The sequence below is a fragment of the Streptomyces sp. NPDC051569 genome (assembly GCF_044454085.1).
In the GTDB taxonomy this organism is placed as follows: Bacteria; Actinomycetota; Actinomycetes; order Streptomycetales; family Streptomycetaceae; genus Streptomyces.
Map to the genome: position 1 here is coordinate 88,781 of NZ_JBITDJ010000018.1, position 22,467 is coordinate 111,247.

A 22,467-nucleotide genomic window follows, 5' to 3' on the forward strand; every position below is an offset into this window, starting at 1 on the left:
GGGTAGCATCTTTGTGCAAGAGCCCCTTGCGCTATTGCGCCAGGGGCTTCGTCTATTCCGGGGCAACCGGTTCGACGGTTCGGGCTGTGTCGTACAGCGTTGTGCGATGACATGGGGCGTATGTGCGCCTTATGGACGGCGTACGCACGCCTCCCGACCTTGGACATGCCCCGCCCGGAAGGGGTGTACGCCTGTGCCCGCACTTGTGCTGCTCGGTGCTCAGTGGGGTGACGAAGGCAAGGGAAAGGCCACCGACCTGCTCGGTGGGTCTGTGGATTATGTCGTGCGCTATCAGGGCGGCAACAACGCCGGCCACACGGTCGTCGTGGGCGACCAGAAGTACGCACTGCATCTCCTCCCTTCCGGAATCCTCTCGCCGGGCTGTGTCCCGGTGATCGGCAATGGAGTGGTCGTCGACCCGGCCGTCCTGTTCTCCGAGCTGAACGGGCTCAACGAGCGCGGTGTCGACACGTCCAAGCTGCTGATCAGCGGTAACGCTCATTTGATCACCTCGTACCACACGACCATGGACAAGGTGACGGAACGGTTCCTCGGTTCGCGGAAGATCGGTACGACAGGACGCGGCATCGGCCCGACCTACGCCGACAAGATCAACCGCGTCGGTATCCGGGTCCAGGACCTGTACGACGAGTCGATCCTGATCCAGAAGGTCGACGCGGCCCTCGACTTCAAGAACCAGCTCCTCGCCAAGCTCTACAACCGGCGCGCGATCGAGTCCGGCAAGATCGTCGAGGAACTGCTGACGTACGCGGAGCAGCTCAAGCCGTACGTCGCCGACACGACGCTCCTCCTGAACAACGCGATCGACGAGGGCAAGGTCGTCCTCTTCGAGGGCGGCCAGGGCACGCTGCTCGACGTCGACCACGGCACGTACCCCTTCGTCACGTCCTCCAACCCGACGGCGGGCGGCGCCTGCACGGGTTCGGGTGTGGGGCCGACGAAGATCAGCCGGGTCATCGGCATCCTCAAGGCGTACACGACGCGTGTCGGCGCCGGGCCCTTCCCGACCGAGCTGTTCGACGCGGACGGTGAGGCGCTGCGCCGCATCGGCGGCGAGCGCGGGGTCACGACCGGTCGCGACCGGCGCTGCGGCTGGTTCGACGCGCCGATCGCGCGCTACGCGACGCGGGTCAACGGGCTCACGGACTTCTTCCTGACGAAGCTGGACGTGCTGACGGGCTGGGAGCGGATCCCGGTGTGTGTGGCGTACGAGATCGACGGCAAGCGTGTCGAGGAACTCCCGTACAGCCAGACGGACTTCCACCACGCGAAGCCGATCTACGAATACCTGCCCGGCTGGTCGGAGGACATCACGAAGGCCAAGACCTTCTCCGACCTGCCGAAGAACGCGCAGGGGTACGTGAAGGCGCTGGAGGAGATGTCCGGAGCCCCGATCTCCGCGATCGGCGTGGGCCCGGGCCGCACGGAGACGATCGAGATCAACTCCTTCCTGTCATAAGCGTCATCAGCGCCTGACGCGGGGCCGCTGACGCGGGCCGCTGACATCACACCGCGCCCCGAACACCGCGCCCCGACAGCCATGAACGGCTGTCGGGGCGCGGTGTCGTCCGCCGGGCCGCCCGGCCTACCCGTCGCCCTTCGTGTACGTCAGGGACTCCCCGCTCGTCGTCGTCCGGCGGAGCGTGCCGTCGGGCAGGAGCGTCAGTTCGGTCGGGGTGCCCGGGGTGCAGGAGGACATGGGTTCGCCCGTGGTGACCTTGGACGGGCCGACCTGGAGAGGGGCGCCCTGCGCCGGAGCGGCGGTCAGCGGAGCCTCGAAGACGCAGTGGTAGCTGCTGCCGCCCTCGGCCGGACCGTCCGCCGTCAGGGAGAGGACCGGGTCGCCCACCGCGCCCTGCCGGATGACGAGTCGGCGGGTGCTGTAACCGGTGCTGGTGTCCAGACCCCCCGTCCACGTGCCCAGATACCCGGCGGGCACGTCGCCCTGCTCGTCGGAGGTGGCCGACGGTGACGCCTGCGGGGTCGGCGGGGCATCGACCGGAGGCTTGGGGTCCGGACCGGCGCTCACCCGCGTTCCCTTGTCGCCCTTCGTGCTGCCCCCGTCCATGAAGGCATAGACCGAACCTCCCGCGCCGAGCGCCACGACCACCGCCACGGCGATCAGGGCGATCGTGCCGCGCGTGCGGCGCGCGTCACGCTGCGGAGGCTCGGTGACCGGGGCCGGGCCGTACGGCGTGGTGGGGCCGAAGGGGGCGCCGGTGCCGAACTGAGGCGCGGGATTGGACGAGCCCGGCACCCCGTACCAGGGCTGCGGATAGCCGTACGGCGTCGCGGCCTGCGGAGGCGTGGCGGCTTGCGGAGGCGTCGCGGCTTGCGGAGGCGTCGCGGTCTGCGGAGGCATCGGGCCCGGAGCCGGCGTCAGCGTTGGCGTTGGCGTCGGGGCCTGAGCGTGTGCCGGGGTCAGGGCGGGGGCCGGAGCCGGTGCCGCTGTCTGTGCCGGCGGCAGTGCGGGTCTCTGTGCTGGTGTCAGGGCCCGTGCCGGTGACAGCCCCTGTGCCTGTGCCTGTGCCTGTGCCGGTCCGTGTCCCGGTGCGGGCGTCGGCGCCGATGGGAGCGCCAGGGCCGTGCTCGCGGCCGGTGCGGAAGCCGCCGCCGGGGCGATCGCCGCCACCGGTCTCCTCACCTGCCCCGTCGGGTCCTCGTGTTCCAGCAGCCGTACCGCGTGCTGCCCCAGCCGCGCCAGCAGCGTGCCCGGCAGCCACGGTTCCGCGCCCGGACCGCCGGGCCCCGCTTCGGGCCCCGCTTCGGTCCCCGGACCGGGCCCCGCTTCGGTCCCCGGACCGGGCCCCGCTTCGGTCCCCGGACCGGGCCCCGCTTCGGTCGCCGGGTGCGCCGCCGCGTCGCCCACCCGGCCGAGGATGTCCTTCGTGGTCGGCCGCGCGCCGGGGTCCTTGTGCAGACAGGCCCGTACCAACTCCAGCAGGGCGTCCGGCACTCCGGACAGGTCCGGTTCCTCCTGCGCGATACGGAACATCAGCGCGTGCGCCCCGGTGTCCGCCGTGCCGAACGGCAGCCGTCCCGTCGCCGCGTACGCCAGGACCGATCCCAGGCAGAACACGTCGCTCGCCGCCGTCACCCGTTCCCCGCGCACCTGTTCCGGTGCCATGAAGCCCGCCGATCCCACCAGCGCGCCGGCCCGCGTCGGACCCTCGTCCGTGACCGTCTCCAGCGCGCGGGCTATGCCGAAGTCGATGACGCGCGGCCCGTCGATCGTCACCAGCACATTGGACGGCTTGAGATCGCGGTGGACGAGACCCGCCGCGTGAATGTCCTGGAGCGCGTGTGCGAGACCGGAGGCGAGGATCCGTACCGAGCGCTCCGGCAGCGGGCCGTGGCCGTCCGAGACGACCGACCGCAGGGTCGGCCCGGCGACGTAACCCGTCGCCAGCCACGGCACGGCCGCTTCCGTGTCGGCGTCCAGGACCGGCGCCGTCCACCGTCCGCCGACCCGCCGCGCGGCGGCCACCTCCTGCCGGAACCGGCCGCGGAACTGCTCCTGCTCGGCCAGCCCCCGGTGCACGAGCTTCACCGCGACCGTACGGCCCCGGTCGGAGCGGGCCAGAAAGACCTGGCCCATGCCTCCCGAGCCGAGGCGGGCCAGCAGCCGGTAGGCGCCGATGCGTTGCGGATCTCCTGCTACCAGCTTTTCCATGGCCGCGCGGCCCTCCCCTACCCCGAATTTCCCGTGCATCGTGACCGGACCGGGTGGTGGGCCCGGTGGGCACATGGCGTCGGCTCCCGACCACGAGAGACTGCCATGCCCGTCAAGCCGGTTCCCGGGGGGCCGTACGACTGTCACGCCTTGTCCGGCACGCCCTGTCTGTCACCCGGTCCGCCTTGTCCGGCACGCCCTGTCTGTCACGCCTTGTCAGTCACCCGGTCCGCCTTGTCCGTCACACCGTCCGTCACGCCCCGGATCATCTCGCACGGGACGGCGGGACTCGCCGACTGCCTGCGGCCGCCCCCGTGGTGGAGCGGACCACGACCGCTCCGGCGCCCTCTCCCACCCCCTGGCTTAAAGTGTCGGAAGCCGGACCAGGGGAGGACCGACCACCATGCGCGCCAGCGGAGCCGTCACCCGCAGTACTCTGCGCCAGCAGATCGCGGACGCGCTGCGTGACGAAGTGCTCGCAGGGCGTCTCGTGCCGGGGCAGGAATTCACGGTCAAGCACATCGCCGAGCAGTACGGGGTGTCCGCGACGCCCGTCAGGGAAGCGCTCGTCGACCTCAGCGCACAGGGGCTGCTCGACTGCGACCAGCACCGCGGTTTCAAGGTCCATCAGTTCTCCGTCGAGGACTTCCGGGGCATGATCGAGGCCCGCTCGCTGATCGTGGACGGTGTCTTCCACCATCTGGGGGGCGAGCAACTGGCCGCCAGGTCGCGTGGCGCGTCGCTGGTGTCCGTACGGCGTCGGGCCGAGGAGGCCGCCCGTGCGGCCCGGGTCGGTGATCTGACCATTCTCATCGGCTACGACCTGCGGTTCTGGCGTGAGTTGGGCGGTCTGGTGGCGAACCGTTTCATCGCGGAGTTCCTGCACCGGCTGCGCGTCCAGACCTGGGTGTTCTCCGTGCCCTTCCTGCGGGATGACGCCGAGGCGGAGAAATGGCTGTGGAGCGGGCACGAGCAGCTGGCCGACGCGGTCACCCTCGGCGATCTGCAAGCGGTACGGGCCGGAATGGTCGACTACAACGAGCACGCGCTCAAGTGGGCGGACCGGTTGGAAGGTCCGCGGCGGTGAGGCGGCGATGAGCCCGGACAGGGCGGCGAGGGGCCCGCGCGAAGAGACGAGCGGCCCGCGCGAAGAGGCGATGAGCCCGCGCGAACCAGGGGCGGGTCCGAAGGGGGCGGGTCCCAAGGGGGCGGGTCCCAAGGGGGCGGGCGTGGAGCTTGTGGCGGACAGGGCGGTCGTGGATCTGACCGTCGTCGTACCCGCGTACAACGAGGAGCACCGGCTCCGACCCACCCTGGACGCCATCCGCGCCCACCTGCGCGCGGATCCGGACCGCTGGGGCAGGTGGGAGCTGATCGTCGTCGACGACGGTTCGACGGACGCCACGGCCGCCATCGCCGAAGAGGCCGCGGCCGGCGAACCGCGCGTCCGTCTGGTGACGAGCACCGGCAACCACGGCAAGGGCCATGCCCTGCGCCAGGGCGTGCTGGCCTCCCACGGGCGGCGCGTGCTGGTGACCGACGCGGACCTCGCGACGCCGATCGCCGAACTGGACCGGCTCGACGAGCAGCTCACGGAGCAGCTCACGGCGGACGGCGGCGGCGCGGCGATCGGTTCGCGCGCCCATCCCGACGCGCGCATCGAGGTACGGCAGTGGGCGCCGCGCGAGTGGCTCGGCCGGCTCGGCAACCGGCTGATACAGGTGGTCGCGGTCGACGGCATCAGCGACACCCAGTGCGGTTTCAAGCTCTTCGACGGCGAGCAGGGGCGGGCCGCGTTCGCCGACTCCCGGCTGGACGGCTGGGGCATAGACGTCGAGATCCTGCGGTTCTTCCGGCGGTCCGGCTGGCCGGTGACGGAGGTGCCGGTGCGCTGGGCGCACCAGCGGGGCTCCAAGGTGCGGCCGCTGGATTACGCGAGGGTGCTGCTGGAGCTGGTACGGCTGCGGGCGGGGCGGCTCGACGGGCCCCGCCGTACGGATCTGACCGTCGCCGCGCTGTTCCTCGTCGCGTCCTTCTTCCTCTACATGGGGCTGTGGGCGGACCTGCCCCACGCGTATCTCGCCGACTCCGGGTCGGACCAGAACCAGTGGGAGTGGTTCTTCGCGGTCACCGCCGACAACGTCGCGCATCTGCGTAATCCGCTCTTCACCACCCTCCAGAACTTCCCCGACGGCGTGAACCTGATGGCGAACACCGTCATGCTCGGGCTCTCCGTCCCCCTCGCCCCCGTCACGCTCGCGCTGGGCCCGCACGTCACCTGGGCGCTGGTCCTCACCCTCGGCCTGGCGGCGACGGCCGTCTCCTGGCACCGGCTGTTCGCGCGCCGGCTGGTGCGTGACCGGTGGGCGGCGGCGCTCGGCGCGGCCCTCGCCGCGTTCGCGCCGCCGATGATGTCGCACGGCAACGCGCACCCCAACTTCCTCGTCCTCTTCATGATCCCGGTGATCATCGAGCGGGCGCTGCGGCTCTGCGAGGGTGAGCGGGTCGTCCGGAACGGCGTGCTGCTCGGCGTCCTCGTGACGTATCAGATCTTCCTCGGCGAGGAACCGCTGCTGCTGGCCGTGATGGGGATGCTGCTCTTCGCGCTCGGGTACGCGGTCGTGCGCCGGGACGTGGCGCGGGCGGCGGTGCGGCCGCTGCTGCGGGGGTTCGGGTTCGCCGCGCAGGTCTGTCTGCCGTTGCTGGCGTTCCCGCTGTACTGGCAGTTCTTCGGCCCGCAGAGCTACCACAGCGTGCTGCACGGCGACAACGCCGGCAACGGCCCGCTGGCCTTCCTGGAGTTCTCCGGGCGGGCGCTCTTCGGGGACGAGGCGACGGCCGACGCCCTCGCGATGAACCGTACCGAGCAGAACGCCTTCTACGGATGGCCGTTGATCGCCCTCGCCTTCGGGATCACGGTGTGGCTGTGGCGGCTCGCCGTGGTCAGGGCGCTGGCGTTCACGGCGGTCGCGGCGGCGCTGCTGTCGATGGGCCCGAAGATCCGTATCCCGTTCACGGACGTGGTGCTGCCGGGGCCCTGGCGGGCGCTCGCCCATCAGCCGCTCTTCGAGTCGGTCATCGAGTCGCGGGTGGCGATGATCTGCGCACCGGCGCTCGGCGCGCTGGTGGCGCTGGCGGTGGACCGGCTGACGGACCGAGGCACGGACCGAGGCACGGACCGAGGCACGGACCGAGGCACGGACCGGCGGGCGGAGGGCGGGCGTCTTCCGGGTCCCGGGGACCGTTTTCCGGGTCCCGGGGACCTCGGTGTCGCGCTGTGGCGTACGCACCGGATCGTCGGGCTCGCCTCGGTGGCCGCCGCCCTGCTCCCGATTCTCCCGACGCCGTTCCCGGTACGGGAGCGCGCGGAGGTCCCGGCGTTCTTCGCGGAGGGGATGTACCGCTCGTACGTCTCCGAGGGCGAGACCGTCGTCCCCGTACCGCTGCCCTACCCCGGTGAGACGGAGGCGCTGCACTGGCAGTCCGCGACCGGCCTGGGCTTCTCCGTGCCCGCGGGCTACTTCAACGGGCCGTGGGGCGAGGACCGCAGGGGCATCTACGGCGCCCCCGACCGCTACACCTCGAAGCTGCTGCGGGACATCCGTTACGGCGACGGCCAGGTCCCGGAGCTGGGCGCCGACTGGCAGGCGCAGGCGCGCTACGACCTGGCCTTCTGGAAGGCGGGTGTGGTGGTGCTCGCGCCGCAGCCCAATGACGCGGCGCTGTACGAGACGGTGGAGAAGCTGCTCGGCGGCCCTGGAAAGCGGGTCGGCGGGGTATGGATCTGGGATCTGCCATCCGGCGGATAGCACACGCCGGCCGGCCCACGTCGGCTGACCGGGCCCTTCGCTGAACACGCACGCCGCACTACGCTGTCCCGACCATCGCGCGTACGCGTACGAACCCGTTGGAGAGCGAGCCTCCCTTGGCCTGTGACCTGTGGTTGGTCCCCCTCGTCGATGTGCTGTGCCACAGCCCCGACAATCCCTTCGCCGAAGAGATCGCCATCTACGACAAGGCACTCAACGAAGCCGGGCTGCCGCCCGTCCCCGTCTTCGCCTACATGCCGGGCCTGTCGGGCGATGTCGCCCCGGTCGCCGGCTTCGACTACGACGCGCTGCACTTCCTGCGCCGCGCGTATCTGCTCCAGCTCTGCGGCCTGGCGGTGACGCCGGTCGGTGAACTGGGCGGTGACTACGAGCAGTTGCTGGAGATGTTCGAGTCGACGGCCCAGCAGTCGCATCTGGTCTGGCACTACGACCACGCGGGCGCGTATGTCCCGGTGGACTTCGCGTCACCGCTCTCGAACGATGAACTTCTCGCGGGCGGCGGCCCGCTGGGCTCCACCCAGGGTCTGCTGCGTGAGCTGGAATTCGTCGCCGCGTCGATCGGCATCGACGCGGCCAACCCCCCGTCCGCCCCGACCCCGCCGGACCGCCCCACGTCCTTGGAGGAACCGGCGACCTCGACCTCGTACGACGAGGGCCCGTTCGCCCGCGAGCGCCACGTATGGCTGGGCCTCCACGCGGCGGCCACCAAGAGCCTGGGCCAGGGCTCGATGATCGTCTTCAGCTGAGGCGAGGCCGAGGGCCGGGGCGGGGCCGGGAAGCGGGGTCGAGCTGGCGGGGCCGGAAGGCGGCGCCCAGCGGGCCCGGCCGGGAGTCGGGGTCCAGCGGGCGGGGCCGGGAGGCAGGCCCCGCCCCACCGCTCACCTCGGCTCCGGGGGCCGTTGCCGTGGCATGTTCGGGCGGGTGCCCGGGGGGAGGGGGAAGCGGCCCGGGTGCGGCGGGGAGCCCTCGCCCCGTACCCCGCCCATCGGCATCGACTGCATCACCAGCGGCGCGTGTCCGGCACGGAACTCGACCATCCAGTCCGCCGTCTCCGCCCGTACCAGCTCCGTCACGTCCTCCGTGAACCTCCGCAGCACTCCCAGGCACCGCTCGGCCGCCTCGCTCGCGGTGCCCTCGGTGGGGCCCAGCACCTCCCGTACGCACTCCGAGGCCCAGTCGAACTGGAGCGTCTGCAGTCGCCGCTGCACCGCCTGCGCCGTCGCGACCGCCCGCATCCACCCGGACGTCAGCCCGAAGTAGCGGTCGCAGGCCATGCACGCCGCGCCCAGCAGCAGCGAGACGTATCCCCAGCCCGCCGCCTCGGGCAGCGCCCTGGTCAGGTCCAGCAGCGGCAGTACGGCGCCGGCCGTCACCCCGACGGCTGTGGCGGCCCGCAGGACGCGCGCGACGCGCCGTTTCCGTAACCGGTCGGACAAATACCAGTCGACCGTGCGCAGCGCGCCCGTCTCGACCCAGCGGTACAGCTCGTCGAGCCGTTCCGCCGGCTCGCCCCAGTCTCCGAGCGGGAGTGGCCCCCCGGTCAGATCACCGTGCGGCGGGCCGCCGTCCCCCTCGCCGTATACGGCACCGGACGGGGGGCCCTCCTCCCGGGCGGGGCCTCCGGGCTGCATCTCCGGCTGGCTCACCGGGGCACTCCTCTGCGGTCTGCTGTGATCTGTGTGACGGTCGGGGCAGGCGGTGACGGTCGCTGTGCGCGTGACTCCGGCCCTGCGCGTGCGTGGCCATGCGCAGGACCGCATGGTGACGCGGATGCATTCCTACCGCCGAATGGTGGGCCCTGCGCCCGAATTCCCGGTATCTCCCCCTACGTGTGGGCCTTGATCAGGTAAAGGAGCCGGGAGACTCTCACCCGAAAGAGTTGCTCCCCTCGGGGTAAGGCGAGGTGCGCGGCGACCACGTAGGCTCGGCTTACAGAGATTTTCGTCGTCGAAATGCCAGGAGTGACCGTGATTCCCGGTGGTGGCCAGCCCAACATGCAGCAGCTCCTCCAGCAGGCCCAGAAGATGCAGCAGGACCTCGCCCAGGCCCAGGAGGAGCTGGCGGCGACCGAGGTCGAGGGACAGTCCGGCGGTGGCCTGGTGAAGGCGACCGTGAACGGCTCCGGTGAGCTGCGCGGCCTCGTGATCGACCCGAAGGCCGTCGACCCCGACGACACGGAGACGCTCGCGGACCTCGTCCTCGCCGCCGTCCAGGCCGCGAACGAGAACGCGCAGCAGCTCCAGCAGCAGAAGCTGGGCCCGCTGGCGCAGGGTCTCGGCGGCATGCCCGGACTGCCGTTCTAGGACCTCTGCCAGGACCTTTCCGGTACGTCTTCCCCGGTACCTCTTCAAAGCCCCACCGACACCAACTAGCGTACGCAGAGCAGCACCACGAAAGGCAATCCGTTGTACGAAGGCGTGGTTCAGGACCTCATCGACGAGTTGGGCAGGCTGCCCGGCGTCGGTCCCAAGAGCGCGCAGCGGATCGCCTTCCACATCCTCCAGGCAGAGCCCACCGACGTGCGCCGCCTCGCCCACTCCCTCCTTGAGGTGAAGGACAAGGTCCGGTTCTGCGCCGTGTGCGGCAATGTCGCCCAGGAGCAGCTCTGCGGGATCTGCCGTGACACGCGCCGCGACGTCACGGTGATCTGTGTCGTGGAGGAACCCAAGGACGTCGTGGCTGTCGAGCGCACCCGCGAATTCCGCGGGAAGTACCACGTGCTCGGCGGCGCGATCAGCCCGATCGAGGGCGTCGGCCCGGACGATCTGCGCATCCGTGAACTGCTGACGCGTCTCGCCGACGGCACGGTCACCGAGCTCATCCTGGCCACCGACCCGAATCTGGAGGGCGAGGCCACAGCGACGTATCTCGCCCGCATGATCAAGCCGATGGGTCTGAAAGTCACACGTCTGGCCAGCGGTCTGCCCGTGGGGGGAGACCTGGAATACGCCGATGAGGTCACGCTCGGGCGGGCCTTCGAGGGGAGACGACTTCTCGATGTCTGACGCAACGCTGCACGCCGTCCACCAGGACCCCGACGATTTCGCGGTCCAGATCGCCGACCAGATCGAAAGCTTCATCGTCGCCGTCACCGAGGTGGCGAAGGGCGACGAGCCCGACAGTGCCGTGCCTTTCCTGCTGCTGGAGTTCTCCCAGCTCATGCTGGCCGGGGGCAGGCTCGGCGCGCACGCGGACATCCTTCCCGAGGAGCGGTACGAGCCCGATCTCGGCCCGGAGCCGGACGTCGACGACCTGCGCGAGCGCTTCGCCGTGATCCTGGAGCCGATCGACGTGTACTCCGAGGTCTTCGACCCGTACGAGCCCCGCACGGCGCCCGTCGCGTCCCGGATCTCCGACGACATCGCCAACGTGGTCGCGGAGCTCCGCCACGGCATGGCCCACTACAGCGCGGGCCGGACGACCGAGGCGCTGTGGTGGTGGCAGTTCTCGTACTTCTCGAACTGGGGCTCCACCGCCTCCGCCGCCCTGCGCGCCCTCCAGTCCCTGGTCGCCCACGTCCGCCTCAACCAGCCCCTCCCGGCCCTCGACGGCCTGGACACCGACCAGGACCTGGGTGACGACGCGCTGGCGGAAGAGGCCGGCCGCGTGATGGCGGAGGAGATCGGCCACCTGACGAGGCCGCTCGCCTGAGCGGGGCTCGCCTGATCCCCGCTTCCCCGTACCGGGCCGCCCGGTACGGGGGACAACGAGGGCCGGGAGGCGCTGGCCAGGCCGGGGCCGGGGGGATGACCGGGGCACGATCTCAGCCGGTGTGCGACGGCTCCGCCCGCACGGTGATCCGCGCGGGGGCGCCGTACTCGTCGCGTTCGTCGGGCGGCCGGTCGTAGACGACGGTGACCACGCGTCGTACGTCGCCGAAGTGGTCGGTGTACGTCGCGCGGGTCGGCCCGGCGCTCTGCGGGTCGGCCGTGATGTCGTAGGTCCGGAGGAAGTCCGCGACGGAGGAGTCGATGGTGTCGTCGACCCGGTAGCCGAGCACGGCGGTGCCGTCCTTCTCGATCTCGGCGTACGTCGGCACGTAGTAGCGCGTCTCGGGGTGGTGCTGATCGTGGTGCATGCCGGCCTTGCGCTCCACGGCCTCCTCCGCCCCCTCCCGAGCCGGGGTGAGGAGGGAGACGGCGGCCCAGACGGCCACCCCGACGATCCACACCACGCATGCGGCCAGGAACCAGACCAGCGCCTTCCGCCGGCGGGGGCGCGTGCTCACCCGTTCCACGTGCGGACTTTGCTCTGTCCACCCATGTCGTACTCCTTGGCCTGACCCGTTTGATGGAGCCTTGCCATCTCGGCGTCCGACACATTGCCCATCGCCGGGACCGGGGTCCCTTTGTTCGCGTCCCAGTTGTAGCGGTCGTACACGTGCGTCTCGTAGCGGATCGTGGTCCTGGGCTCGCCGTCCGGACCCGGGACGACCTCCACCTGGGCGATCGTGTTGTAGTGGAACGAACCCATCGCGTGATACCAGTCGGGGTCCTTCTCGGCGGTCCAGCCCTGCCAGCCGGTCTGCTGGACCATCTTCACCGGCTTTCCCGTGCGCTCGTACTCCGCGAGAGCCTGCGCCTGCCAGCCGTCGGCGTTGTCCGCCATCTGTGCGTCGACGTTGCGCCGCATGTCCGGGAGGTCGTCGAGCATGGCGTCGACATCGACCTCCAGCGGCTCGCCGGTGTTCGACAGGTAGTGCAGCATGTGCTTCGCCGACTGGGGGCCGCCGACCACCGCGGGAGACCCCATGGCGTAGAAGCCCATCTTGTTCTTGATGGCACGGTCCTCGTTGGTGGCCTCGCGACTGTTGTAGTCGCCGGACCCCTCGTCGGGCACGGGCGGAGGAAGGAGCACGCCTCCCTGACCGGAGAACACGCGGCTCAGCCCCTGCGCGCCCTCCGTGTCGGCCTGGACGGCGGCCTTGGTGTGGTCGTCCAGCACGCTGTACTCCACGGCCTTCTTGATCCGTTCAAGTTCGTAGCCGGTGTGCTCGTTGACGTCAGCGGCGTAACTGAGGGCTGCCGCCGCGCGGGTACGAAGGGTCTCGGCGTTCTCCTGATCCTGCCGGGCCACGACGGCGCTGTCCGGGTCGTTGTGCGGGTAATTCCGGTCGGGGATCGAGACGCTGCCGTCGTTGTGCAGGGTCAGGTACTGCGCCGTGGCCATGTCGGTGGCCTCGTCGAGCCATGTGCCGGCGAGCTCGAACCCGGTGTGCGCGGCGTCGAGTGTGGCCGCGGCCGCTTTCGACTCACTGTTCGCGATGGTCAGTTCGTTGTACAGCGCGGTCAGTTGGACCCGAGCCGTGACGGAGACCGCGCTCCGCCAGACGAAGGGCAGCTTGTGGAGGACGTCCTGGACACGTTCCCTGGCGTCGGCGGTCGCGGACGCCAGGTCGGTCCACTCCGTAGCCGCTCGCACCCAGGCCTCCGGACGGACGTCGTCCAGCTCCGCGACGGTGATGTCCTGCCGCGCCACCGCATCGGGATGGGTGTGGTCCGTGCCCTTCGGACGTTCGCCGAGCGTCGCCATCACGCACCCCTCTCGGACGAGCTGAGGATGGCCTGGAAATCCTGCGCCGTACGGTGTTCCTGCGCGGTGTAGTTCGTATGCGTCTGGCGCAACTTGTCGGCCAGTGAACGGCATTGTCGGGCGAGGCGGGTGATTTCTCCGTCCCACTCGCTCGTCGTGCTCAGGAGCATGCGCCCGCTGGCGAGCATGCTGTGCGTGCGAGCCGTGGCGTCGGACTCCGCGAGTCCCTTGTCGGCGTTTTCGAGGATGAGTGCCGCCTCGTCCATTTCGTCGGCGAGTCTCCCGAGTTCGGCGTTGTTCACGCCGTAGCCGCCGCTGTCGTCGGCGCTCGCCTGCGGGGTGCCGACGGCCGAACCGCCGCTCGGTCCGCCGCCGGCCGACATGGTCCGGATGCCGCCGTCGAATCCGGGGTCGGGGTCCGTGCCGGCTGCGGGGCCCGGGTCACGGAGATCGGTGCGCCCGTCCGGGGCGGGCAACTGGTGCGCGGTACGCGGGTCCTGCCAGGCGGTCCGTGGGTCCGGGCCGGTGTTCGGCGCGGGAAGACTTCCGGACCGGGGATCAACGCCGGTGTTCGGCGCGAATATGGGCGTTAAGGAATCGGGCTCGGAACTCACGGTATCCCCCTGTCCCCACGCGTGCCCGCTGCGGGGCAGCACGTTCTGCGACGTTGCGTTCAATCGTGACTGAAGACCCTAACCCCTGGCGGCCGCACCGTGCGAGCGGTTTGCCCGATACCGCATCGTGCCTGTCGGCCGGTCGCAGGCTCTGCCGCCTGGCCCACTCGCGGTACGGCGATACGTACGCCCAGCTCGCCGCGGGGTTCGGCATCGGAGTCGCGACCCTGTCGCGTGCTCCGGGCCCCGCCCGCTCTGCCGGGCTCGACCCACAATTCGGCTGCCGCCCGGCCGCACGGAATCGTCGAGGTCCTCACCGAACTCCGGCCGGGAGTGCTTTCGTCTCCGATGTCGTCTCCGGGGCCGTCGTGTGCGGGAGAGCAGAAGCGGAATCGGCGCTACCGCCATCGACGACTGAACGGGATGGCCGCTGAATGGCGGAACCCGTGACACCGACCGGGTCGGTCGACAGGAAACCTGCTCGTCGCTCCCTACCCTGTGAGCGAATCGGCGCGGCCGGAATCGGGCGGGCCGCCCTTTCCGGCTCGCGGCCGGGAATTCCATGCAGTGGACATCACCATCGGGGAGCACGCATGAATGACGACAGGACTTCGAACGAGCTGCCTCGGCGTCGGTTTGTGGCGTTCTCCGGCGCCATCGGTGCGGCGACGCTCCTGACCGGCGTGGAAGCGGCGGCCGGACGCACCGCTTCGGCAGCCGCCCCGACGCACGCGGACCCTGCCCCCGACGCGTGCCCCACTCCGCCTCCCGGGGGAACCCCGACCTGCCCCCCTGCTCAGCTCCAGCCCCTCTGCGGCAGCCCTTCCGACAACGATCCGCTGTGGCGGGACGTCCAGTACTGCACGCAGGGAAAGCCCCTGCCCCCCGGGCAGTTCCCTCCCGCCTGCCTGAAGGTGACCTCGGACTACGTCGTACTGAACGGCAGGCCGTCGAGCCGGCACAACTTTCTCCTGACCCCCAGTTGTCGGATCACCGGTATCGAATGCCCGTTCATCGAGACCTCCGGCGCGCCAAATTACTGGAACGACGCATGGCAGAACGCCCGGAGCGGAGGCAGCGTCCCCGTGCAGTATCCCAATATCGGGTTGGGGATCAATTCGCAGAGCGCCCGCTTTTTCAACCAGTTGCACATTCACATGGCCGGCGTCCGGGCGAGCACGCAACGGCGGCTGCAGGAACTGGAGACGATGGGACGCATGGCCACCAGTCCCGCGCAATGGGACGCCGTGAAGTACCGGGTACCGGTCACGGGCTCGGACGGGACGGGGGACCGTACGTACCGAGTCCTCAGGCTGCCCAGTCTCGGAATGAATCTCTTCGCGCAGTTGCAGCAGTACGTGGTGAAGCCGAACGGGCTGAGCATGGCGAACCAGACGCTGATCGTGGTGCCGAAGATGACGGCTACGGGATTCGCCGGGGCTTTCTACGTCCTCAACAGCGACCCTTCGCTCCACGACGGCACGAATACGTGTGACCACCTTCTCGTGTACAACTGAGCCCTCGGAATGAGCGGGAGGCGCGGCAGCGGACGAATCCGGCACGCAACTGCCGCGCCTTCGCCGGACTTGAGCGCCGGGAGCGCTACCGCCAGTTGTGCGAGGTGAGAGGCCCGGTCTCGTTCAGGTAGCCGAGCAGGCCGGCCTGCGGGTACTCGATGATGTCGTCAGGAAGCTCGTGCACGGTGAACCAGGTGAGCGCCAAGCACTTCTCCGGTTCCTTGTTGACGGGGTTCCCCTCCCACTCGACGGCCTCGAAGAAGAAGCCGATGCGCTCCACCTCGTCGTCCTGGCGGTGGTGAACGACCTGAACCATCCGTAGGTCGGTCGGGTCGACGGTGATACCGGTCTCCTCGAACAGCTCCCTGGCGGCGCCGGCGGGCAGGGACTCTTTTTGGTCGAGCTTCCCGGACGGCATGTGCCACCGGCCGTAGCCGTACGGGCCGCCCCGCTGGGAGAACAGGACCTTGTCGCCGTCGCGAAGGATGACGTGGGTGTCGATGACGGGTGTTGCCGGATGTCCGCTCATGTTCCTTGGGGGGTTGAAGGGGTGGGGGAGGGGACCGAGGCTAGCGGCAGAGCCGGTATGGCGTCGGCGATTCTGTGCGCTGCGTCCGATGGGGTGTAGGTGCTGTTGTCGAGGACCAGCACGTTGACACCTCTGCCCGTCAGGTAGGCCGCTGCGTCCCGGTACAGATCGACTTCATGGCCCGGGCCGGTGGGGTCCAGGTGCCAGCGGTGGGTGATTCCCCGCTCGGCGACGCGCTGGGCGATGAGCCCCGGCTCGGCGGTGAGGATCACCGCCAGATCCGGCAACGGAGCATGCCGGTTGACATCGATCAAGAACTCGAATGGGACACCGTCGAGCCGCTGCAGGACCAGCGTGGAGGGTAGGTAGCGGTCGCTGACGATAAGCTCGCCGGCCCGCAGCGCGGGGTCGATCACAGTCTCGACGTGCTCGTAGCGAGTAGCGGCCACGAGGCAGGCCAGCGCCAGGCCGTGGATCTCGTTGGCGTGGGAGCGCGTGAACGTGCCCAGGGCGCTGGTGGTCGGTTCGACCGTCCTGGTGACGGGGCGACCTTGCTCGGCCAGAAGGTCGTGCAGAGCCTTGACGGTGGTGGACTTGCCGACTCCGCTGGGCCCGTCGATGCTGACGAACCAGCCGGAGCGTCCGTGGCTCATGCGGAAACCTCCTGCCCGCTGTGGTTCCGCTCGTGCTGCTCGCGGGTGAGCATGGCGAGCGTCGACCGGATGCGTTGCAGAGGGATGTCGCCGAATGGGATGCCGACAGAGAAGTTGAACTCGTCGCGCTGCCGCATCGACTCGTGCGCGCCGTCGCTGGTGAGGTCCACATCGCCGTACGCGAGGAGGGTGTCGGGTTCGTATCCGGCGTCAGTGAGCGTCTGCCACACGGGTGTGCCAGGGTAAGGGCGGAACTCGAAGACGCTCGCGCGCACGTCTCCGGTGTGCAGATCCGAGATGTCCCACAGGTTGCGGATGTGCTGGACAGTGGCGTCCAGGTCCTCCTGTGTCTCGCCGGGGAAGCCCAGGATGAAGTAGCCCTTCACCCCGATACCGTGGGCGACCAGGCGGCGGGCGACGCGCTCGGTCATCGCCGCGTCGATGCGCTTGTCCATTGCTGCCAGGATGCGGTCGCTGCCGGATTCGATACCGAGGGCGACTTCGCGCAGCCCGTTGGCCACGAGGCGGTCCAGGTCCGCCTCGGAGAGCCGGTTGAGGACGTTGATACGTCCGGTGGCGTCCCACACATACCGTTCGCCAATACGGTTTCGGGTGAAGGCCGCCATCTGCTCGTCGATGACGCGGCCGACGCCGAGGAACAGGTCGTCGACGAAGCGGAACGCGGTCACTCCGTACTCGTCGTGCAACTGGTCGAGTTCACCGATGATGTTCTCGGGGGAGCGCACCCGGATGGTGACGTCCGGGTTGGCTGTGACGGCGGCGCCGCAAAATGTGCAGTTGTAGGGACAGCCGCGACTGCCGACGATGTTGGCCTCCATGTGCCCGGTGCGGGCAGCCGTAGCGAAGCGGGAGCCTCGGGAGGCCAGGCGGCGGTCGGTCGCGGTCGGGGCGGCCTGGCAGGGATCCTGCGGGAGGAAGGCCCGGTTGATGTACGGAAGGGTGTCGATGTTCGGGCTCAATAGCGCTGCGCTGGCTTTGGGGTCGGCGATGCCGGTGGCCCGGGTGCCGAGCAGGGGGTCCCGCCACATGACGCCGGGCAGCGTCCGCCGATTTCGCTCGTCCTCCAGAAGGGCGGTGACGCGCAGCTCACCTTCACCGAGGACAAGGGCCCGGAGGCTGCGCATGCGAGGGTCGTTCAGCACGCGGTCCGGCATGGCCTTGGCGTGATGGCCGCCGACCATCAGGGCGATGCCCGGGTTCAGGAGGGTGGCGAGTTTCGCGGACATCTCGTAGGTCGGTGCGAGGAGGTTCATGGCGGCCCAGCGAGGCGTGGCCTCGTTGACGATCCGGGCGGCCTCCTCGATGCCCAGGCCGTGAGCTTCGGCATCCAGGAGGCCGACGTTGAAGCCCTGACTCTGCGCGTAGGTGGCGATGTACGCCATGCCCAGCACGGGGAGGGTGTAGTCGTTCGTGCGAGGCCGCAGGGTGTAGTCACGCAGTGGCGCGTTGATGAACAGGGCGTCCAGCGTACGGGCGTCGTCGGCGCCCGCGATCAGCGGTAACTGCTGCATCGGTCCTCCAGGTCATCGGGCATGGGCCCCCCAGGTGAGGGTGGCGAGGGTGAGGGTGTGCAGAGCGGTTCGATCTGGACCGGCCCAGCCGGTCCACAGGGGACCGAAGCTTTTGTCCTTCTTGCCGGGCCAGGGGTAGGCGGGGGCGATCTGGGCGGCCCAGGTGCGGACGGCGAGGTCATCGTGCGGGTAGATACTGAAGTCGCCGGTGAAGTCGGCGGCAGCCGCACGGGCGGTCCAGGGCCCGATCCGAGGGATGGCCGTCAGCGCCACACTCAGGTCGGCGGCGTTCGCACCCTCCCATGACTCGTGGTGGCGTTCGTAGTACTCGGCCGCCGCCTGTAGCGCGGTGCGGTGGAACTTGGCGCCGATTGCGGCGAAGCTCTCGTCGGCCAAGGCCATCACCGTGGCGTGAGCCGGGGCCACAGCGAGCTTGCCGAACGGACCGTCGACGACGGTGCCGTAGGCGCTGCACCAGGCGCGGTAGAGCTTGCGGGCCTGGTCGGCGCGTACGACCTGGCGGAGGATCGCGGTGGTAATCGCGTCCCACAGCCACGGATTCGCCAGCCGCTGCGTGACGCCGAGCTCGTCGAGACCGGACCGCAGCGCGGGTGGTGCGGTCTGCGGAAGGTGGGCGGGGTCGGTGGAGAGGAACGCGGGCTTCACGTCCTCGGTGCCCTCCAGGCAGTCGACGCGCAGGCCCTGTTGGTCGTCGAAGGACAGGACCCAGAGACCGCAAGCCGTACGAACTACACGCGCGCGTGCCCCATCGGCGTCGCTGTGCCAGCCAGGATGATCAGTCGTCAGAACGCCGGTCACGGAGATGCTCCTCTGGTGGTGCGGGCGGTTCTCCGTAGCTTCTCGCGTCAGCGATGAGCGGCACGCCGTGGACTGCGGAATGCGAAGGCATCAACGGCGGGCGATAACTGCGGCAACGTCGTAGCCGGGCACCTGGGCAGGGGCGGCAGCGGGGAGCCTGTCCGACACATGGGTCGTTCCTTCTCCACGCCCCGCCTGCCCGGGCCGGCAGTTCAGTCCTCGTGAAGCGAGAGGCCGAGAAGTTGACGGCGCTGCCGCTCACGCCCCACTGGCGAGGGCCCGTTCAGGGCGTCCACCTCGGCTGCCACGCGCCGGTTCGCGTACGTCCTGAGCAGGGCGGGCACGTCTGCTTGGCCGGTGCGGACGACCACGACACCCTGGCCCGGGACGTCGAGTTCGACCGTGCCCTCGACCTTGCTCCCGCCGACGAGCGTGCCGAGGAGACGGCTCGGCCGGTCCGCTTCATCGGCCGGGGGCCTGAGATCCAGCTCGAACCACACGTACTTGCCGAACGGCCGGTCACCGACACCCCAGCGCGACGAAATGGCCTCGACGAGCAGCAGGCCCCGCCCATGCTGGTCGTCGTCGGCGGGGTGGCGTACGCGGGGGCGCCGGCGGTTGGCGTCGTGGCATTCGACCCGTACGCGCTGATCGTCGGCCTCGATCTTGATCAGAAACGCCCCGCCGACGGGCACGCCGTGCCGGACGGCATTCGTCGCCAGCTCCGAGACGCAGACGAGTACGTCGTCGAGGAAGTGGGCACAGGCGTTACGGAGAACACCTCGGGCGAAGGCACGGGCTTCGGGCACGGAGGCGGTTGAGCGGCCGAACCGCATCACGGTCGTGGACATGGGCGTGCTCACCACTCGACCAGAGAGGGTCGGATTGCATCATTCATGGTCACAGGCTGGTTGAGAGTGGTTACGCTCGGAAGTGACGGAGCGGATACACGGTGCGGTGTATCAGTCGGAGGTGCGGACTGTGTCACTTCAGGAGCAGGGCGAGAACTCCCAGTCGCCGGTCGCTTGGAGGTACGCCGGTGACCAGGTGAAGAGGTGGCGCACGAAGGCCGGTGTGAGCCGTGAGGAGCTGGGCGCGGCCTCCAATTACGCTCCCGACACGATCAAGGCGATGGAGCAGGGCGTACGGATGCCGACGCCCAAGCTGCTCGACGCTGCGGATGAGCTGCTGCGGGCGGAGGGGCTGCTGAGTGCGGCCAAGCCCTATCTGCGACGCCACCGCTTTCCCGCCCGCGCCCTGAACTTCATGGTTCAGGAGCGTGAGGCGATCAACCTGTGGTCGTACGAAGTGGCTCTTGTGCAGGGACTCTTGCAGACGGAGACGTACGCGCGAGATTTGATCGGGAACTTCTCTCCATCGGTGGACGCGGAGACGGTCGAAGAACGAGTCCTGGCCCGTCTGGAGCGTCAGAAGATCCTGAGCAGCAGGCCACCGGTGGCGTTCACTTTCGTGCTGTACGAGGCCGCACTCCGTGGCCGGCTTGTGGACAAGGAACAGTTGCTCCATCTCCTGGAGGTGGGAGCGCGGCGTAACATCTCGCTCCAGGTGCTGCCGTACGAGCGCGGTATTCCTGCGGCACTCAGTGGATCCATGGTGTTGCTGGAGACCCGCAACCACGAGCGATTCGCTTTCGCCGAGGGGCCGTTCGCGAGCGAGCTGACCTCTGAGCCGGAAGCGGTCAGTGCGGCGACCGAGCGGCTTAGCATGATCCGCATGGAAGCCCTTGGCGCCGAGGACTCGGCCCGTTTCCTGGAGCGGATGGTGGATGAGCTGTGAGCGAGCAGTTGGCGTGGTTCAAGTCCAGCTACAGCGACGGCGAGGGCGGTAACTGCGTCGAGGTGGCCGCCGGCCGCCCTGCCATCCACATTCGCGACTCGAAGTCCCCCGCCGGCCCCGAACTGGCCGTTCCGCAGGCTTCCTGGGACGACTTCGTGGCGTACGCGCGCCGCGTCTGAGTCGGAGACGTCACCGCAGGTCGGCCCGGGGCTTGAGCCTCGGGTTCCGGGCCTCGGGCTTCGAGCCCTTCTTTAGGCATTGGGTGGTTTTCCGGGGGAGAGAAAAACCTTCCCCCCTCCCAAGTCCCCGACCGACCAGGCGCGATGACTTTCCGTGGTCGGGTTGCGCCGGAGTGTGATGAACGTCTAGCGTTCGGGGCATTAAGCGGCCCCGGCCGGTGCGCCAACACCGAAATCCGGGGCCTGACCTACGCATCGACAGGACTCGATGGTGGTTTACACCGACCTTAGTGCTGCCCTGCCCGCCTCCGCACATCCCTGGGCCAAACCGGGGTACGGAAAGCGCTGCGCACCCGACCAACGCCCGCGTGGACAGGCGGACTTCGCACATCTGCGCACGCGGGAGGCGGCCGTCGCCTCGTACATCGACCGCCTTCCCGAGGGCTCGGCGATCGGCTACAAGGCCCTCGCCGGGAACATCGCCGACTACGGCCAGCAGGCGTGCGGCAAGGCGCTCAACTTCCTTTCGGACGAGGGTCATCTGCGCCGGGTGAAGCAGCACTTGCAGCTGGAGGACAACAGTTTTCGATGGGTGACACGCACCTACTTCACGCGGACGTCCAGGGACGACGCGTGGTGGACGGCCTTCGTACGGAGCATGTGCGGGATCGACCTCACCGAGCTGGAACGCCGGGAGCGGGCAGCCGCCGCGTGCGCGTCGGCGACCGGGGCCGTACCGGGACCCGCGCCTGAGCGGGAAACCCAGCCTGAGGCTGATGCGGACCCTGATGCCTGGCACCTGATCGAACCCGAGCCGGAGTATGACGAAGAGCCGGAGTGCGGCGACGGGTGGGACGACCGGTGGGACGACGGCGACGGGTGGGACGACGGCGACGGGTGGGACGACGACCCCGATCCGGATGACGACGATCCGGAGCGGGAGCCGGAACCCGTGCCGACCCCCGAGTCCGAGCCGCTGCCCACGCCCGCCACGGAGCCGACCCCCGTACCCGCCCCGGCCCCCGTCGTCGCCCCAGCACCCGCCCCAGCACCCGCACCCGCACCCGTACCCGCCGCCGCGCCGGTCGTGGCCGCCGTGCCCTCGAAGGCGTACGGCGTCCTCAGCCGGCTCGGCCGTACCGATCCCCGTATGACCCTCTCCGCCGCCGAGTGCGCCGCGCTCGAACCGCTGGCCGCGCAGTGGCTGGCGCGCGGGGCGACGGTGGATCACCTCACCCGTTCCCTGACCGCCGGGCTGCCGCATCCCCTGCACAGCCCGGGGGCGATCGCCCGTACCCGACTGGAGAGCAAGATGCCGCCCGCGCCGATCCGGCAGTCCGCCCATGTGACCCGCGCGTTGATGACCTGCATGAACTGCGAGGAGCCCGAGACGGTGAAGGTGCTCGTCCGGGGAGTGTGCCTGGAATGCCGCGAGGAGATGAAGGCGTACGACGTGGCGGAGGAGGCGGGCGTGGTCATCGACTCCGTACCGGACACCTTCCGCAGCGTCCCCGCCGAGGTGGACGTCGCCCGCCGCGCCGACGAGGCCCGCGCGGCGGCCGGTCTCAAGGCCCGGTCCATCCCGCAGCCGACACACAGCGAGCTGAGCGGTGCGAGCGCGGCGCGGTGAAGCGCGGTGAAGTACGGCGCGGTGAAGCGCGACGCGGCCAGGCGCGGCGCGAAGAACCGAGGTGTCCGCAGGCGCCTCGAACCCGTAGCAGCGAGACCTATCGTGGAGGTGGTCCGGTGATTCCTCTCGTGGAAAGGCGGC

21 protein-coding genes and 1 pseudogene are annotated in these 22,467 nt (G+C 69.8%); 12 read left to right on the top strand and 10 right to left on the bottom strand.

What is annotated here, in order from left to right; all coding sequences use genetic code 11:
- Window positions 1-193 precede the first annotated feature (193 nt).
- On the top strand, window positions 194-1,480 hold the full coding sequence (locus tag ACIBAE_RS23205; RefSeq protein WP_399288778.1) for an adenylosuccinate synthase: 1,287 nt from the start codon (window positions 194-196) through the stop codon (window positions 1,478-1,480).
- 126 nt (window positions 1,481-1,606) lie between these two features.
- On the opposite strand, the gene ACIBAE_RS23210 is transcribed toward ACIBAE_RS23205, so the two are convergent.
- Window positions 1,607-3,694: a protein kinase gene (locus tag ACIBAE_RS23210; RefSeq protein ID WP_399288780.1), complete on the bottom strand. Its 2,088-nt coding sequence runs from the start codon at window positions 3,692-3,694 to the stop codon at window positions 1,607-1,609.
- 403 nt (window positions 3,695-4,097) lie between these two features.
- Here ACIBAE_RS23210 and ACIBAE_RS23215 point away from each other — a divergent pair, with 403 nt between their 5' ends.
- The 3 genes from ACIBAE_RS23215 (at window position 4,098) to ACIBAE_RS23225 (ending at window position 8,270) form a co-directional block, all read left to right on the top strand.
- On the top strand, window positions 4,098-4,781 hold the full coding sequence (locus tag ACIBAE_RS23215) for a GntR family transcriptional regulator (RefSeq protein WP_399288783.1): 684 nt from the start codon (window positions 4,098-4,100) through the stop codon (window positions 4,779-4,781).
- Window positions 4,782-4,788: 7 nt separating this feature from the next.
- Window positions 4,789-7,503 (top strand): glycosyltransferase, encoded by a 2,715-nt coding sequence (locus ACIBAE_RS23220; protein ID WP_399288786.1) that lies wholly within the window; start codon window positions 4,789-4,791, stop codon window positions 7,501-7,503.
- A 116-nt stretch (window positions 7,504-7,619) separates the two neighbouring features.
- Window positions 7,620-8,270, top strand: coding sequence for a hypothetical protein (locus ACIBAE_RS23225; protein ID WP_399288790.1), 651 nt, complete (start codon window positions 7,620-7,622; stop codon window positions 8,268-8,270).
- A gap of 132 nt (window positions 8,271-8,402) precedes the next feature.
- On the opposite strand, the gene ACIBAE_RS23230 is transcribed toward ACIBAE_RS23225, so the two are convergent.
- On the bottom strand, window positions 8,403-9,170 hold the full coding sequence (locus ACIBAE_RS23230; protein WP_399288793.1) for an SLATT domain-containing protein: 768 nt from the start codon (window positions 9,168-9,170) through the stop codon (window positions 8,403-8,405).
- A 321-nt stretch (window positions 9,171-9,491) separates the two neighbouring features.
- Between ACIBAE_RS23230 and ACIBAE_RS23235 the strand changes: the two genes are divergently transcribed.
- The 3 genes from ACIBAE_RS23235 (at window position 9,492) to ACIBAE_RS23245 (ending at window position 11,175) form a co-directional block, all read left to right on the top strand.
- Window positions 9,492-9,827 (top strand): YbaB/EbfC family nucleoid-associated protein, encoded by a 336-nt coding sequence (locus ACIBAE_RS23235; protein ID WP_399288885.1) that lies wholly within the window; start codon window positions 9,492-9,494, stop codon window positions 9,825-9,827.
- 102 nt (window positions 9,828-9,929) lie between these two features.
- Window positions 9,930-10,529, top strand: coding sequence for a recombination mediator RecR (gene recR / locus ACIBAE_RS23240; RefSeq protein WP_399288795.1), 600 nt, complete (start codon window positions 9,930-9,932; stop codon window positions 10,527-10,529).
- Window positions 10,522-11,175: a DUF5063 domain-containing protein gene (locus ACIBAE_RS23245; RefSeq protein ID WP_399288798.1), complete on the top strand. Its 654-nt coding sequence runs from the start codon at window positions 10,522-10,524 to the stop codon at window positions 11,173-11,175. The genes recR and ACIBAE_RS23245 overlap by 8 nt, the downstream gene beginning before the upstream one ends.
- 112 nt (window positions 11,176-11,287) lie before the next feature.
- Here ACIBAE_RS23245 and ACIBAE_RS23250 read toward each other — a convergent pair whose 3' ends face one another.
- Genes ACIBAE_RS23250 through ACIBAE_RS23260 form a run of 3 tightly spaced genes read right to left on the bottom strand, consistent with a single transcriptional unit; the run spans window position 11,288 to window position 13,532 of the window.
- Window positions 11,288-11,752, bottom strand: a complete 465-nt coding sequence (locus ACIBAE_RS23250; RefSeq protein WP_399288801.1) for a hypothetical protein — start codon at window positions 11,750-11,752, stop codon at window positions 11,288-11,290.
- Window positions 11,749-13,056 (bottom strand): hypothetical protein, encoded by a 1,308-nt coding sequence (locus ACIBAE_RS23255; protein ID WP_399288803.1) that lies wholly within the window; start codon window positions 13,054-13,056, stop codon window positions 11,749-11,751. The genes ACIBAE_RS23250 and ACIBAE_RS23255 overlap by 4 nt, the downstream gene beginning before the upstream one ends.
- Window positions 13,056-13,532 carry a hypothetical protein gene (locus ACIBAE_RS23260; protein ID WP_399288806.1) on the bottom strand — a complete coding sequence of 159 codons (477 nt, stop codon included), beginning with the start codon at window positions 13,530-13,532 and terminating at the stop codon, window positions 13,056-13,058. The genes ACIBAE_RS23255 and ACIBAE_RS23260 overlap by 1 nt, the downstream gene beginning before the upstream one ends.
- A 269-nt stretch (window positions 13,533-13,801) precedes the next feature.
- On the opposite strand from ACIBAE_RS23260, the pseudogene ACIBAE_RS23265 reads away from it, so the two are divergent.
- Together ACIBAE_RS23265 and ACIBAE_RS23270 are read left to right on the top strand one after the other, a co-directional pair.
- A pseudogene (locus ACIBAE_RS23265) lies at window positions 13,802-13,906 on the top strand (IS5/IS1182 family transposase); the annotation flags it as partial.
- Between the two features lie 603 nt (window positions 13,907-14,509).
- Entirely contained in the window at window positions 14,510-15,187 is a 678-nt protein-coding gene (locus tag ACIBAE_RS23270) for a CDP-diacylglycerol diphosphatase (RefSeq protein WP_399288888.1), read from the top strand.
- Between the two features lie 85 nt (window positions 15,188-15,272).
- Here the strand turns inward: ACIBAE_RS23270 and ACIBAE_RS23275 are convergent, their stop codons facing one another.
- The 5 genes from ACIBAE_RS23275 to ACIBAE_RS23295 form a co-directional block, all read right to left on the bottom strand.
- Window positions 15,273-15,716, bottom strand: a complete 444-nt coding sequence (locus ACIBAE_RS23275) for an NUDIX domain-containing protein (RefSeq protein WP_399288809.1) — start codon at window positions 15,714-15,716, stop codon at window positions 15,273-15,275.
- Entirely contained in the window at window positions 15,713-16,369 is a 657-nt protein-coding gene (gene tmk / locus ACIBAE_RS23280) for a dTMP kinase (protein WP_399288812.1), read from the bottom strand. Before tmk ends, ACIBAE_RS23275 begins: the two co-directional genes overlap by 4 nt.
- Window positions 16,366-17,901, bottom strand: coding sequence for a B12-binding domain-containing radical SAM protein (locus ACIBAE_RS23285; RefSeq protein WP_399288815.1), 1,536 nt, complete (start codon window positions 17,899-17,901; stop codon window positions 16,366-16,368). Before ACIBAE_RS23285 ends, tmk begins: the two co-directional genes overlap by 4 nt.
- Window positions 17,902-17,913: 12 nt before the next feature.
- Entirely contained in the window at window positions 17,914-18,720 is an 807-nt protein-coding gene (locus ACIBAE_RS23290; protein ID WP_399288818.1) for a hypothetical protein, read from the bottom strand.
- Window positions 18,721-18,932: 212 nt separating this feature from the next.
- Entirely contained in the window at window positions 18,933-19,571 is a 639-nt protein-coding gene (locus ACIBAE_RS23295) for an ATP-binding protein (protein ID WP_399288821.1), read from the bottom strand.
- Window positions 19,572-19,767: 196 nt separating this feature from the next.
- On the opposite strand from ACIBAE_RS23295, the gene ACIBAE_RS23300 reads away from it, so the two are divergent.
- From ACIBAE_RS23300 to ACIBAE_RS23310, 3 genes are all read left to right on the top strand, one after another.
- Window positions 19,768-20,517, top strand: a complete 750-nt coding sequence (locus ACIBAE_RS23300; protein ID WP_399288890.1) for a helix-turn-helix transcriptional regulator — start codon at window positions 19,768-19,770, stop codon at window positions 20,515-20,517.
- Window positions 20,514-20,696 (top strand): DUF397 domain-containing protein, encoded by a 183-nt coding sequence (locus tag ACIBAE_RS23305; protein ID WP_399288824.1) that lies wholly within the window; start codon window positions 20,514-20,516, stop codon window positions 20,694-20,696. Before ACIBAE_RS23300 ends, ACIBAE_RS23305 begins: the two co-directional genes overlap by 4 nt.
- 268 nt (window positions 20,697-20,964) lie before the next feature.
- Window positions 20,965-22,326 (top strand): hypothetical protein, encoded by a 1,362-nt coding sequence (locus tag ACIBAE_RS23310; RefSeq protein ID WP_399288827.1) that lies wholly within the window; start codon window positions 20,965-20,967, stop codon window positions 22,324-22,326.
- Window positions 22,327-22,467 lie beyond the last annotated feature (141 nt).

Excerpts from the sequence above, each read along its gene's own strand:
- ACIBAE_RS23215 (WP_399288783.1), top strand. The coding sequence starts at position 4,098 with ATGCGCGCCAGCGGAGCCGTCACCCGCAGTACTCTGCGCCAGCAGATC.
- ACIBAE_RS23255 (WP_399288803.1), bottom strand. The coding sequence starts at position 13,056 with ATGGCGACGCTCGGCGAACGTCCGAAGGGCACGGACCACACCCATCCC.
- ACIBAE_RS23220 (WP_399288786.1), top strand. The coding sequence starts at position 4,789 with ATGAGCCCGGACAGGGCGGCGAGGGGCCCGCGCGAAGAGACGAGCGGC.
- ACIBAE_RS23245 (WP_399288798.1), top strand. The coding sequence starts at position 10,522 with ATGTCTGACGCAACGCTGCACGCCGTCCACCAGGACCCCGACGATTTC.
- ACIBAE_RS23275 (WP_399288809.1), bottom strand. The coding sequence starts at position 15,716 with ATGAGCGGACATCCGGCAACACCCGTCATCGACACCCACGTCATCCTT.
- ACIBAE_RS23210 (WP_399288780.1), bottom strand. The coding sequence starts at position 3,694 with ATGGAAAAGCTGGTAGCAGGAGATCCGCAACGCATCGGCGCCTACCGG.
- ACIBAE_RS23295 (WP_399288821.1), bottom strand. The coding sequence starts at position 19,571 with ATGTCCACGACCGTGATGCGGTTCGGCCGCTCAACCGCCTCCGTGCCC.
- ACIBAE_RS23285 (WP_399288815.1), bottom strand. The coding sequence starts at position 17,901 with ATGCAGCAGTTACCGCTGATCGCGGGCGCCGACGACGCCCGTACGCTG.
- ACIBAE_RS23310 (WP_399288827.1), top strand. The coding sequence starts at position 20,965 with ATGGTGGTTTACACCGACCTTAGTGCTGCCCTGCCCGCCTCCGCACAT.
- tmk (WP_399288812.1), bottom strand. The coding sequence starts at position 16,369 with ATGAGCCACGGACGCTCCGGCTGGTTCGTCAGCATCGACGGGCCCAGC.